The sequence below is a fragment of the Enterobacter sp. Bisph1 genome, from assembly GCF_000814905.1.
Lineage (GTDB): Bacteria > Pseudomonadota > Gammaproteobacteria > Enterobacterales > Enterobacteriaceae > Kosakonia.
The window spans coordinates 71,920-84,909 of the sequence record NZ_JXAG01000049.1; the positions used below are offsets into that span (position 1 = coordinate 71,920).

10 protein-coding genes are annotated in these 12,990 nt (G+C 54.3%); 6 read left to right on the forward strand and 4 right to left on the reverse strand.

All coding sequences use genetic code 11. The annotated features are described in order from the left end of the window. Window positions 1-144: 144 nt before the first annotated feature. The gene (locus tag RW65_RS17580; RefSeq protein WP_039058103.1) at window positions 145-1,449 is read left to right on the forward strand and encodes an NAD(P)/FAD-dependent oxidoreductase; all 1,305 of its coding nucleotides are present in this window, start codon (window positions 145-147) and stop codon (window positions 1,447-1,449) included. 195 nt (window positions 1,450-1,644) lie between these two features. Beyond that, window positions 1,645-2,184, forward strand: a complete 540-nt coding sequence (locus RW65_RS17585; RefSeq protein ID WP_039058104.1) for a glycine zipper 2TM domain-containing protein — start codon at window positions 1,645-1,647, stop codon at window positions 2,182-2,184. 522 nt (window positions 2,185-2,706) lie between these two features. Here the strand turns inward: RW65_RS17585 and RW65_RS17590 are convergent. The 4 genes from RW65_RS17590 to RW65_RS17605 form a co-directional block, all read right to left on the reverse strand. Beyond that, window positions 2,707-3,342 (reverse strand): TetR/AcrR family transcriptional regulator, encoded by a 636-nt coding sequence (locus tag RW65_RS17590; protein WP_039058105.1) that lies wholly within the window; start codon window positions 3,340-3,342, stop codon window positions 2,707-2,709. Between the two features lie 214 nt (window positions 3,343-3,556). Further along, window positions 3,557-4,522: a L,D-transpeptidase LdtC gene (gene ldtC / locus RW65_RS17595; RefSeq protein ID WP_039058106.1), complete on the reverse strand. Its 966-nt coding sequence runs from the start codon at window positions 4,520-4,522 to the stop codon at window positions 3,557-3,559. A gap of 174 nt (window positions 4,523-4,696) precedes the next feature. After that, a complete protein-coding gene (gene mfd / locus RW65_RS17600; RefSeq protein ID WP_039058107.1) occupies window positions 4,697-8,143 on the reverse strand; it encodes a transcription-repair coupling factor in 3,447 nt (1,148 codons plus the stop codon). Between the two features lie 111 nt (window positions 8,144-8,254). Next, window positions 8,255-9,328: an acyltransferase family protein gene (locus RW65_RS17605; protein ID WP_039058108.1), complete on the reverse strand. Its 1,074-nt coding sequence runs from the start codon at window positions 9,326-9,328 to the stop codon at window positions 8,255-8,257. Between the two features lie 292 nt (window positions 9,329-9,620). On the opposite strand from RW65_RS17605, the gene lolC reads away from it, so the two are divergent. From lolC to RW65_RS17625, 4 genes are all read left to right on the forward strand, one after another. Beyond that, complete coding sequence (gene lolC / locus RW65_RS17610; RefSeq protein WP_197058899.1) at window positions 9,621-10,820, forward strand: lipoprotein-releasing ABC transporter permease subunit LolC; 1,200 nt, start codon at window positions 9,621-9,623, stop codon at window positions 10,818-10,820. Continuing rightward, a complete protein-coding gene (lolD, locus tag RW65_RS17615) occupies window positions 10,813-11,514 on the forward strand; it encodes a lipoprotein-releasing ABC transporter ATP-binding protein LolD (protein ID WP_039058110.1) in 702 nt (233 codons plus the stop codon). Before lolC ends, lolD begins: the two co-directional genes overlap by 8 nt. After that, window positions 11,514-12,758 (forward strand): lipoprotein-releasing ABC transporter permease subunit LolE, encoded by a 1,245-nt coding sequence (gene lolE / locus RW65_RS17620; protein WP_039058111.1) that lies wholly within the window; start codon window positions 11,514-11,516, stop codon window positions 12,756-12,758. Before lolD ends, lolE begins: the two co-directional genes overlap by 1 nt. Window positions 12,759-12,793: 35 nt before the next feature. After that, window positions 12,794-12,990 (forward strand): ROK family protein (locus RW65_RS17625; protein ID WP_039058112.1); only part of this gene is annotated, 197 nt, incomplete at its 3' end.

Sequence of the window (12,990 nt, forward strand, 5' to 3'; positions counted from 1 at the left end):
TGTATATCAATTTTGGTATGACCAATGAACCGTTCATGGTATTCTCAAGGTCAATGTTCAGTTGCGTGTGCGTAAACCATTGTTAACTAAGGGCTATTTACATAACTTTTAATTAACAATTGGTTAATATTTTAGGGGGTCATCGTGACTACACCATTAAAAAAAATTGTCATTGTAGGCGGCGGTGCTGGCGGTCTGGAGCTGGCAACGCAGTTGGGCGAAAAACTGGGGCGCGGTAAAAAAGCGAAAATTACGCTGGTCGACCGCAACCACAGCCATTTATGGAAACCGTTGCTGCACGAAGTGGCGACCGGGTCACTGGATGAAGGCGTCGATGCGTTGAGCTATCTTGCCCACGCGCGTAACCACCATTTCCAGTTCCAGCTCGGTTCGGTGATGGATATTAATCGCGAAAGTAAAACCATTACCCTGACAGAGCTGCGTGATGACAAAGGCGTCCTGCTGGTTCCTGAGCGTAAACTGGCTTATGACACGCTGGTGATGGCGCTGGGCAGCACCTCAAATGATTTCAATACGCCGGGCGTAAAAGAGCACTGCATTTTCCTCGACAACCCGCACCAGGCGCGCCGTTTCCACCAGGAAATGCTCAATCTGTTCCTGACTTACTCCGCGAACCTCGGGGCAAATGGCAAGGTGAACATCGCCATTGTCGGCGGCGGAGCAACCGGCGTGGAACTCTCTGCAGAGCTGCATAATGCAGTGAAACAGCTGCACAGCTACGGTTATAAAGGTCTGACAAACGAGGCGCTGAACGTGACGCTGGTGGAAGCCGGCGAACGTATTCTGCCAGCGTTGCCGCCGCGCATTTCCGGGGCTGCGCACAATGAGCTGACCAAAATGGGCGTGCGCGTGTTGACCCAAACTATGGTCACCAGCGCCGACGAAGGCGGTTTACATACCAAAGAGGGCGAATATATTAAAGCCGATCTGATGGTGTGGGCGGCGGGCATTAAAGCGCCGGACTTTATGAAAGAGATTGGCGGTCTGGAGACCAACCGTATTAACCAACTGGTGGTTGAACCGACGCTGCAGACGACGCGCGATGCGGATATTTATGCGATTGGCGACTGCGCGTCGTGCGCTCGTGCGGAAGGCGGGTTTGTACCGCCGCGCGCACAGGCTGCTCACCAGATGGCAACCCTGGCGCTGCATAACATTGTGGCGCAGATGAAAGGCAAACCGCTGAAATCCTATGTCTATAAAGATCATGGCTCGCTGGTGTCGCTGTCGAACTTCTCCACCGTCGGTAGCCTGATGGGCAATCTGATGCGCGGTTCGATGATGATTGAAGGACGTATTGCGCGCTTCGTCTATATCTCCCTGTACCGTATGCACCAGGTGGCACTACACGGTTATTTCAAAACCGGCTTAATGATGCTGGTGGGCAGTATTAACCGCGTCATTCGTCCGCGTCTGAAATTGCATTAACCTCGCTTCTGCTCCCTGCGGCCTGAACGCCTGGGGAGCAGCATTTCTCTCTGCCTGCAAACCTCATCACGCTCAGACAACTCTGAATGTCACGCCTTTTTTGCCCGATCCCGCTTTTTTACGCTCTTTCTGATTGGCTTAGCGCCTTACAGAATTGCAAAATTGTTACCAATAGCAAACAGGGAGAGAATCCTGATGAACAAATCAATGTTAGCGGGTATCGGTATTGGCGTGGCCGCTGCACTGGGCGTTGCCGCAGTGGCCAGTCTGAATGTGTTTGATCGCGGTCCTCAATATGCACAGGTGGTATCGTCGACGCCTATCAAGGAAACGGTGAAAACGCCGCGCAAAGAGTGCCGCAATGTCACGGTCACCCATCGTCGTCCGGTGCAGGATGAGAACCGTATAACCGGTTCTGTTCTTGGCGCAGTCGCTGGCGGCGTGCTCGGTCACCAGTTCGGCGGCGGGCGCGGTAAAGATGTTGCTACCGTGGTCGGCGCATTAGGTGGCGGTTACGCCGGTAATCAGATTCAGGGTGGGATGCAAGAGAGGGATACTTACACGACCACCCAGCAACGTTGCAGCACCGTGTATGACAAATCAGAAAAAATGCTCGGCTATGACGTGACGTATAAAATTGGTGACCAGCAGGGAAAAATCCGCATGGATAGAGATCCAGGTACGCAAATTCCGCTGGATGGCAACGGTCAACTTGTTTTGAATAACAAAGCCTAAAAAAGAAGTACTCTACATATTGGCTCCTCATCGCTCAGGCTGAGGAGCCTTTTTTGCATTAAAAAAGCCTCGCATCGCTGCCAGGCTTTTAAAAGGTCAAATGAAATCGTGTTGGCGAACCAGTAGCAGGCCGGTTATCAAAACTGAGATAAAGGCGAACAGTACTGAACCACCTAATAAAACCCACAGACCAAATAACAATGTAATTACTATTAACACTTTAATGAATGGTAATAGCAAAATCATCTCCATTTTCCTTCTGCATGTGTTAGTTCAGTTAAATAGCCTTAGCCTCAAAAATCATTCAGTACAGCACGTAGGGTGAGAGCAAAGGAAAGCAAGTACAGGGCGCATCGTCACTGACGCAGGTTATTTGTATTACTCTGGCTAATCATTAGCGGGTCAATAATCACACTTAAGGATAGCAGAGCGTGGGAAAAGTCTGATAGTTTTTATCTATTGTTGAAATGTGATATCTCTATCACAGTGACATGATGAGACGGTTGCCCGTCTCATTTTTTTTTAAGGTTTGATCAAGTCGGGCCACAGGCGCAGGGTGGTTTGGGTAATTTGCAGCAGCTTTTCATAACCCGCGCCTTCACGCGCGCTGATCGACATACCCTGAAGAATACAGCCTAAGAATTGTGCTAAAGCCTGCGTATCAACGCCGTGGGGAATTTCGCCGCGAAGCTGTCGGGCGGTAAGAAACTGGCGCAGCGTCTCTTCTTGCTGGGCGTGGCGCGATTTAATCGTCGTCGCTATCGCCTGCGACGATGCTGCAAGCGTCGCCGAGGTATTGATCATAAAACACCCGGCGGGCGTATCGGTGCTGGTAAAACATTTTGCTACGGCGGTGAAATAGTCCAGCAGCGCGCTTGCTACCGGCTTCTCTTCGCACAAGAGTTGAGCTTCATGCTGGCGGGCGAATCGCGCAATATACCGGTCGAGAACGGCGCGAAAGAGCCCCTCTTTATTGGTGAACTCGGCGTACAGCGTTGGGGCTTTTGCCCCGGTAGCTTCGACGAGATCGGATAATGATGTGGCTTCGTAGCCATGTTGCCAAAATAGCGTCATGGCCTTGTCGAGCGCCGCTTCCCTGTCGAACACTTTTGGTCGGCCACGGCTTTTTTTACTGCAACTGCTGACTTCACTGGTCATAACGCCGCCTAACCTTTGTTAGTTTGTTTAAACGATCATTATAAAAATAATGGCAGCCGATCGCCAGTGACAAAATAGCAGCGATAAATAAAAGATATACTTATGAATTCTAAGCGGTTAATAATTTAAAAAAGTGCGTGATATAAACCATCCCTGGAATAAATAAAGGCGCGATAAAAAAAAGCGCGCCTTTATTTATTCCAGGGATGTGCTGTTACATCGCCTGTGGCATAGATTCGATATGGCGAGTCACATCGACCGGCATTCCCGAGCGCACCTCCATCGCATGCTCCATCACCACCGCGTCGCTGTGGGCATCGTCTTTAAACGCTTGCATAGAAGCATTCAATACGATGGGCAGTGTTTTCGGATCGTCATCAATGGATTTCGACAGGGGCTGATGCACTTCCACCAGCCGCGTACCGTCCGGCTCAACGGAAGCTTTGATCGGGGTATTAATGATATTCACCGGCGTACCAGGCGTCACGCGGGCAAAGAGATCCGAGATATCTTTATCGCGCAGGCGAATACAGCCTGAGCTGACGCGCATCCCAATACCAAAATCCGCATTGGTCCCGTGCAGCAGATAGACGCCGCCAAAAGCTGCCAGACGAATAGCATGGTGGCCCATCGGATTATTCGGCCCGGCCGGCATTACCGCAGGCAAATCGATGCCCTGCGCTTTATAGCGTGCGCGAATATTGGCCGTCGGCGTCCAGGTCGGATTGGCGCGTTTGTCTGAGACGGTGGTCACCATCGTTGGCGTCAGCGTATCGCCGCCGAGCTGACCGATACCTATCGGGTAGACGGTAACTTCGTTTTTATCCGGCGGATAATAATAGAGACGCAGCTCAGCAAGGTTGATAACCATCCCTTTGCGCGGGACATCCGGTAGCAGCGTCTGCAGCGGGATAGTCAGTACGCTGCCCGCGCGCGGGACATAGGGGTCAACGCCTGGGTTAGCCTGCAACAATGCAAGGAAGCCAACATTATATTTTTTGGCAATCGCCTCCAGCGAACCCCCGTTATTTTCAACAACGTGGAAACGGTTTTCACCCACCAGCCGGCTGCCGGTTGGCGGCAGCGGCCAGGTGTTAGCTCGAACGGGAAGGGCAATCGTCACGCTGACCGCCAGCATCAGGAGCGCAATCCAGGGAGAGAAGCGGAGAGTCTTAATCATCAACACAGTCCATATTAATCTTAAGGTTATCATTATGTGAAATTGAACAGATGATTATGGCTAACCAGCGGGCCGGGAGCAGCGCCATGAGTGCAAAGTGTTGTAAATGATTGCATATTTGCTCGCGCCGCAACCAGCGCCCCCGGCAGCCATCACCGGGGGAATATCACAGCGTCAGGCGATAGCGTTCTCTTCCAGTTGACGCATAAAGTTACGCACCCATTCCATACGGACTTTGCGCTCCGCCAGATCCTCGGTGAATTTCAGCCGTGTCGGTCCATCCAGGCGGAAATGCTGGGGTTGTTTTTGCAGCAGGCCGATAAGCCACGCCGGATTGACATGATTTTTCTCATTGAACTCAATCATGCCGCCTTTTTCATTGCCTTCCAGTTTGCGAACGCCCAGTTTTTGCGCCTGCTGGCGTAAACGGGCAATATCCAGCAGGTTGCGTGCGGCATCCGGCAGTAGACCGAAACGGTCGATAAGCTCGACTTTGATCTCCTCCAGCGCATGTTCTTCTTTGGCACTGGCAATACGTTTATAGAATGACAATCGGGTATTCACATCGGGAATAAAATCATCCGGCAGTAGCGCCGGCATCCGCAGCTCAACTTCCGTTTGCTGGCTGGTGAGATCTTCCAGCGAGGGTTCGCGGCCCGCTTTCAGGGCATCGACGGCATTTTCCAGCAGCTCCATATAGAGCGAGAAGCCAATGGTTTCCATCTGCCCGCTCTGATCTTCGCCGAGCAGTTCCCCGGCGCCGCGGATCTCCAGATCGTGGGTCGCCAGCGCAAAGCCCGCGCCTAAATCTTCCAGCGAGGCGATGGCTTCCAGACGTTTTTGCGCATCGGTGGTCATCGCTTTTGGATGCGGCGTCAGCAGCCAGGCGTAGGCCTGGTGGTGCGAACGCCCGACGCGGCCGCGCAGTTGATGGAGCTGGGCCAGACCAAAGTGATCGGCGCGTTCAATAATAATGGTGTTCGCCGTCGGAATATCGAGGCCGGTTTCGATAATCGTCGTGCACACCAGCACGTTAAAACGCTGATGGTGGAAATCATTCATCACCCGTTCCAGCTCGCGTTCGCGCATCTGCCCATGACCAATGGCAATCCGCGCTTCCGGCACCAGCTCCGCCAGTCTGTCGGCGGCTTTCTGGATATTTTCCACGTCGTTATAAAGATAATAAACCTGCCCGCCGCGCAGGACTTCACGCAGGATCGCCTCGCGAACCACCAGGTTGTCATATTCACGGACAAAGGTTTTTACCGCCAGACGACGCGCGGGTGGGGTGGCGATAATTGACAGATCGCGCATTCCGCTCATCGCCATATTCAGCGTGCGCGGGATCGGCGTCGCGGTCAGCGTCAAAATATCGACATCGGCGCGCATGGCTTTAATCCGCTCTTTATGGCGTACGCCGAAACGGTGCTCTTCATCGACAATCAGCAGGCCGAGATCTTTCATCTTCACATCGCTCTGCAACAGCTTATGCGTGCCAATCAGAATATCGACTTTCCCATCGGCGGCCTGTTCGAGGATCTGCGCCTGCTCTTTGGCGCTGCGAAAGCGGGAAAGCATCTCAATGCGCACCGGCCAGTTGGCAAAACGGTCGCGGAAGTTATCAAAATGCTGTTGCGCGAGCAGGGTAGTCGGCACCAGCACCGCCACCTGTTTGTTGTTTTCAACTGCCAGAAACGCGGCGCGCATCGCCACTTCGGTTTTACCGAAGCCGACATCGCCGCACACCAGACGATCCATCGCCAGCGGCTGACACATATCGCTCAGTACCGCGTTAATGGCCTGCGCCTGATCCGGCGTTGTTTCAAACGGGAAGCTGTCGCAGAACAGTTGATACTGCTCTTTATCATGCTTAAAGGCGAAGCCCGCTTTAGCTGCCCGCTGGGCATAGATATCCAGCAGCTCCGCCGCCACATCGCGCACTTTCTCCGCCGCTTTTTGCCGCGCACGGGTCCACGCATCGCTGCCAAGCTTATGTAACGGCGCGTTATCTTCCGCACCGCCCGCATAGCGGCTGATCAGGTGCAACGAAGAGACCGGCACATACAATTTTGCATCACCGGCGTAGGTCAACATCAGGTATTCACCCTTGATACCGCCCGCTTCCAGCGTGGTCATCCCGGCGTAGCGGCCAACGCCATGCTCCAGATGCACAACCGGCTGGCCGTCGTGCAGTTCGGCCAGGTTGCGGATTAAGGTATCCGGGTTGATAGTGCGCCGCGTATCCTGGCGGCGACGGGCGACACGCTCGCCGAGCAGATCGCTTTCGCAAATCAGCGCGCGGTTACGCAGCGTATCGATAAACCCATGCTCGGCGGCACCAATCATTAAAAACGCACCGGACGCGGTGGCTTCGTCGAGACGCAGAATGCGTTTGGGGGCAACTTTGATGCGCGCCAGCAGTTCGATGAGCGCCTCGCGGCGGCCTTCGCTCTCCACGGAGAAGACTACCGGCCCGCCGAAGGATTCAAGGAATTTGCGCAGGCTATCCAGCGGTGATTTCTGCTGCGCCTGTACCGCCAGCTCCGGCAGCGACCGATAACCGAGGTTTACATGCGCCGCTTTATCGCTCAGCTGCTCGGTTTTCAACTGGATGCGCGGCCATCGCTTCAGCTCGCTAAACAGTTCATCCACGCGCAACCATAAGGTCTGCGGCGCTAACAACGGGCGCATCGGATCGACGCCGCGATTCTCAAAGCGTGCCTGCGTCTCTTGCTGAAAGCGCTCGGCGCTGCTTTCCAGGTTTCCGGTGTTGACCAGCAAGGTATTGGCCGGAAAATAGCTGAACAGCGGCGGCAGCGGTTCGCTAAAAAACAGCGGCTGCCAGTACTCGATCCCGGCGGGCAGCGTGCCTTTACTCACCTGTTGATAGATATGTTCCGCGTCGCGTTTGACGTCAAATTTATCGCGCCACTGGCTGCGAAACAGCTCTATTGCGTTTTTATCCGTCGGGAATTCGTGCGCCGGGAGTAAATTGATCGCCTCGACTTCCTCCAGCGTGCGCTGGGTATCGGCGTCAAACAGGCGCAGGCTGTCGATTTCATCATCAAAAAAATCGAGGCGGAAAGGCTGCTCGCTGCCCATCGGAAAGAGATCGAGCAGCGCGCCGCGCGTGGCGTACTCCCCGTGCGCCATCACCTGATCGACATGTCGATACCCGGCGCTATCAAGCTGTTTACGCAGCTCATCGCGCGACAGGCGTTGTCCCTTTTTCATCACCAGCGCATGACCGTGCAGATAGCTGTGCGGGCAGACGCGCTGCATTAAGGTATTGACCGGCACAATCAGCACGCCGCGCTGCATCGCCGGAAGCTGGTACAGCGTCGACAGGCGGGCGGAGATAATCTCCTGATGCGGTGAGAAGCTGTCATAGGGCAGCGTTTCCCAGTCGGCAAGGTTCATCACCAGGTTCTCGGTGAACTGTGCGACTTCGTCCTGTAAGCGCAGCGCGTTTTGCATATCCGGGGTGATTAGTACCACCGGGCCTGCATGGCGCTCGATGATTTCTGCCACTTCGGTGGCGCAGGCAGCGCCGGTGAGTTCGCCAAACTGGCGCTGGTCGCCTGCGCTAACAGGCAGGGAATAACGATATTGTTCAGGCATAGACGGTGTCAGGATCTCGTTTGGGTATGCCCCCGTTATGGGGGCATATCACTGATACGCAATACCATTATTATCTGTGATCGGGCCGGTTTAGCCAATACGCTACGCTGATTAACGCGCCTGCAGGGCGGCAAGGTGTCTCGTCGGCGGTGTAAAAAAGAGATCGGCGAACAATGCAGAGGACATTTTGCGCACCAGCAGCCCGAACAGCGTGCAGATCAGCAGGGTGACAAAGGGATATACCAGCAATAGCGCCAGCTCGACGGTTTTTGGCCACGCGCCCGCGTTGAGCGGCTTGAGTACGGCGAGACTAATCGCCTCTATCAAAATGCGGTGAGTGGTGTAAATCGCCAGCGTGTTGGAACCGATCACGTTCAGTAGATTGTTTTCGCTCGGCGGAAAACGTTGTTCAAGCATATAAAACAGACGCATCACGCCGACGATGGATAACAGGCACAGCGGGAGCGGCATATTAAACATCCACAGCCCAAACGCTACCGCCGTTGCCAGCGCAAACAGCAGGCCATAGCGGCGCAACGACACGGTTTTTACCCACTCCATAACGCTTGCGCCATACCATGCACCCAGCGAATAAAAAATCATATTGCGCACCACGCTGTTCATTCCCCACCACGGCAGCGGCAGATAATTGATCGCCAGGCTCGCCATAATCATCAGCGCAAGGGCCGGGACTTTCCAATGGCTTAATAATTTACACAGGGTGAAATAGACCACCAGCGCATAGAGATACCACAAGCTGGTGCTGGCGGTGAGCATGCCCTGGATAAACTCCCTGCCGTTATCGGCATAGGCGGCGTTATTAGCATCATGTAGATCACGCCCCGGTGCCAGCCATTCGTTAATATGGGTTAAGCCAATCCATTGCAAAACGCCCCATAGCGCCAGTACGTAGACGATGCTCCAGATCCGTTTATCAATGGTCTCTTTCCATGGGACCTGATCGATATAGCGGCGAATCAGATAGCCCGAAATAAAAAAGAATACCGGCATGCGAAACGGCGCCAGATAGAGGTTAAAGTAGATCCAGCATTTCGCCAGCGTCGGCGACCAGGGATGCTGGAAGGCCGATAAATGCGGGTAAAAAGTGATGACGGAGTGATAAACCACCACCAGGCAAATACATAACCCCTTGATCTGGTTTAACCATAACTGCTTCTTTTTCATTCTTTCGACTGCCTGTTTTACCAAAATATCTGATATATATCCTGCTGGGGCAGCCGGAAGTTGTATTGGGGAAGTGTCTGTATTTTTCTATTTTCGGATTATGGTGAAACGCCAGCATGATTGACCTTTGTAGAAACATCCGCCCGCGCACAGGCGTTTACGCCCGTCTATTGGATTGATTTCGCAAATTTTTTTGCTATCTGTCTGACGAATACTTACCGTTTCACTCATTTACGCTCCTGGCTTTCGCTTATATACTCCTCACTTTGCTATCAGCAACCAGACGGATTTCATGTATCAGCCTGTCACTCTTTTTATAGGTCTGCGCTATATGCGCGGACGCGCAGCGGACCGTTTTGGTCGCTTTGTCTCCTGGCTGTCAACCATTGGCATCACCCTGGGCGTTATGGCGCTGGTCACGGTGTTATCGGTGATGAACGGTTTTGAACGCGAGCTGCAAAATAACATCCTGGGGCTGATGCCGCAGGCCACGCTTTCCACCAAAACCGGCTCTCTCAACCCGCAACAGCTCCCGGCAAGCCAGGTGAAATTGCAGGGCGTAACGCGCATTGCGCCGCTGACTACCGGCGATGTGGTGCTGCAAAGCGCGCGCAGCGTCGCGGTGGGCGTAATGATGGGGATCGATCCGGCGCAAGCGGATCCGCTGGCACCCTTTTTGGTGAATGTGAAACAGAGCGACCTGCAGGCCGGAAAGTACAATATTATTCTCGGTGAGCAGCTGGCAGGGCAGTTGGGCGTCAATCGCGGCGATCAAATTCGTGTGATGGTGCCCTCCGCCAGCCAGTTTACGCCGATGGGACGTTTGCCGAGCCAGCGTCTGTTTACCGTCGTTGGCACCTTTGCCGCCAACAGTGAAGTCGATGAGTACCAGATGCTGGTTAACATTGATGATGCGTCGCGCCTGATGCGCTACCCGGCGGGTAATATCACCGGCTGGCGTTTGTGGTTGAACGAGCCGCTGAAAGTCGATGTGCTCAGCCAGCAGACCCTGCCGGAAGGCACCAAATGGCAGGACTGGCGCGAGCGTAAGGGCGAGCTATTCCAGGCCGTGCGCATGGAAAAAAATATGATGGGGCTGCTGCTAAGCCTGATCATCGCCGTTGCTGCCTTCAACATTATTACCTCCCTTGGCCTGATGGTGATGGAAAAACAGGGTGAGGTGGCCATTTTGCAAACCCAGGGATTAACGCCGCGGCAAATCATGCTGGTGTTTATGGTACAGGGGGCCAGCGCCGGGATTATCGGTGCGCTGCTTGGTGCCGGGCTGGGAGCCTTGCTCGCCAGTCAGTTAAATAACCTGATGCCGATTATCGGTGCGTTCCTTGATGGTGCCGCGCTGCCGGTGGCGATTGATCCGCTGCAGGTCATCGTCATTGCGCTGGTGGCGATGGCCATCGCGCTGCTCTCTACGCTTTACCCTTCCTGGCGCGCCGCCGCCACCCAACCCGCTGAGGCTTTACGTTATGAATAAGATCCTGTTGCAATGCGACAACCTGTGCAAACGCTATCAGGAAGGCAGTGTGCAAACCGATGTTCTGCACAATGTCAGCTTTAGCATGGCGGAAGGCGAACTGATGGCGATTGTTGGCAGCTCCGGCTCTGGCAAAAGTACCTTGCTGCACCTGTTAGGCGGGCTGGATACGCCAACCTCCGGCGATGTTATTTTCCGCGACCAGGCGATGAGTAAACTTTCGTCGACGGCGAAAGCGGAGCTGCGCAATCGCGAACTGGGCTTTATCTATCAGTTTCACCACCTGCTGCCGGACTTTAGCGCGCTGGAAAACGTGGCGATGCCGCTACTGATCGGCAAGAAAAAACCTGCTGAAATTGACACCCGTGCGCGAGAAATGTTGCGCGCCGTCGGCCTCGAACATCGCGCCAGCCACCGTCCTTCCGAGCTGTCCGGCGGCGAACGCCAGCGTGTGGCCATTGCCCGTGCGCTGGTGAATAACCCGCGCCTGGTGCTGGCGGATGAACCGACCGGTAACCTCGATGCCCGTAACGCGGACAGCATTTTCGAACTACTGGGCGAGCTGAATAAATCCCAGGGCACCGCCTTTCTGGTGGTAACTCACGATTTGCAACTGGCAAAGCGCATGAACCGTCAGTTGGAAATGCGTGACGGTCATCTGAATACCGAAGTGACCCTGATGGGGGCCGAGTAATGGCTTCACCTCTTTCTTTACTGCTGGCGCTGCGTTTTAGCCGCGGTCGCCGCCGTGGCGGAATGGTATCGCTGATTTCGGTGATCTCCACCGTCGGTATCGCCCTGGGCGTGGCGGTACTGATCGTCGGTTTAAGCGCGATGAACGGTTTCGAGCGCGAACTGAACAACCGTATTTTAGCGGTGGTGCCGCATGGTGAAATCGAGCCGGTTAACCAGCCGTGGAATAACTGGCAAACGGTGCTGGAAAAGGTAAAAAAAGTACCGGGCATTGCCGCCGCCGCGCCCTACATTAACTTTACCGGTCTGGTGGAGAGCGGGGCGAACCTGCGCGCCATTCAGGTCAAAGGGGTTGATCCGCAACAGGAAACCCAGCTCAGTGCGTTACCTAAATTTGTTCAGGGCGACGCCTGGCAGAATTTTCGTGCCGGGGAGCAGCAAATCATTCTTGGTAAAGGCGTGGCCGAAGCGTTGAAAGTGAAGCAGGGCGATTGGGTGTCGATCATGATCCCCAATTCCGATGACGCGCATAAACTGCTGCAGCCGAAACGCGTGCGTCTGCATGTCAGCGGCATTTTACAACTGAGCGGCCAGCTTGATCACAACTATGCGATGATCCCGATGCAGGATGCGCAGCAGTACCTCGATATGGGCGAGAGCGTCACCGGTATCGACATCAAAGTGAATGATGTGTTTAACGCCCAAAAGCTGGTGCGCGACGCCGGTGAAGTGACCAACAGCTATGTCTATATCAAAAGCTGGATCGGCAAGTATGGCTATATGTACCGCGATATTCAGATGATCCGCGCCATAATGTATCTGGCGATGGTGCTGGTGATTGGCGTAGCCTGTTTTAACATTGTCTCGACGCTGGTGATGGCGGTAAAAGATAAGAGCGGCGATATTGCCGTGCTGCGTACGCTTGGGGCTAAAGATGGGCTTATCCGCGCCGTTTTCGTCTGGTACGGCTTGCTGGCGGGGCTGTTTGGTAGCCTCAGCGGCGTCGTCATCGGCGTCGTGGTTTCACTGCAGTTAACGCCGATTATTAATGTGCTGGAGAAGCTGGTGGGCCATCAGTTTTTGTCGGGCGATATCTACTTTATCGATTTCCTGCCCTCGGAGCTGCATCCGCTGGATGTCGTCTATGTGCTGGTGACGGCGCTGGCGTTAAGCCTGCTGGCGAGCTGGTATCCGGCACGCCGGGCGAGCAATATTGATCCTGCGCGCGTGCTGAGCGGGCAGTAATTTAGCGTGTAACGGGCCACAACAAAGGAGTGGCGATGAATTACGGGTTTGATATTGGCGGCACAAAAATTGCGCTAGGCGTCTTTGACGCCAACCGGCGTTTACAGTGGGAAAAGCGCGTCGCAACGCCTCATGAAAGCTATGAGGCGTTTCTGCAGGCTATCGGCTCGCTGGTGGCCGAAGCGGATGCGCATTTTGCCACCAAAGGCAGCGTCGGCGTCGGCATACCCGG

What these genes read in the sequence shown, in the direction of transcription:
- lolD (WP_039058110.1), top strand. Translation starts at nt 10,813, where the DNA reads ATGAATAAGATCCTGTTGCAATGCGACAACCTGTGCAAACGCTATCAG.
- lolC (WP_197058899.1), top strand. Translation starts at nt 9,621, where the DNA reads ATGTATCAGCCTGTCACTCTTTTTATAGGTCTGCGCTATATGCGCGGA.
- mfd (WP_039058107.1), bottom strand. Translation starts at nt 8,143, where the DNA reads ATGCCTGAACAATATCGTTATTCCCTGCCTGTTAGCGCAGGCGACCAG.
- RW65_RS17590 (WP_039058105.1), bottom strand. Translation starts at nt 3,342, where the DNA reads ATGACCAGTGAAGTCAGCAGTTGCAGTAAAAAAAGCCGTGGCCGACCA.
- lolE (WP_039058111.1), top strand. Translation starts at nt 11,514, where the DNA reads ATGGCTTCACCTCTTTCTTTACTGCTGGCGCTGCGTTTTAGCCGCGGT.
- RW65_RS17605 (WP_039058108.1), bottom strand. Translation starts at nt 9,328, where the DNA reads ATGAAAAAGAAGCAGTTATGGTTAAACCAGATCAAGGGGTTATGTATT.
- ldtC (WP_039058106.1), bottom strand. Translation starts at nt 4,522, where the DNA reads ATGATTAAGACTCTCCGCTTCTCTCCCTGGATTGCGCTCCTGATGCTG.
- RW65_RS17585 (WP_039058104.1), top strand. Translation starts at nt 1,645, where the DNA reads ATGAACAAATCAATGTTAGCGGGTATCGGTATTGGCGTGGCCGCTGCA.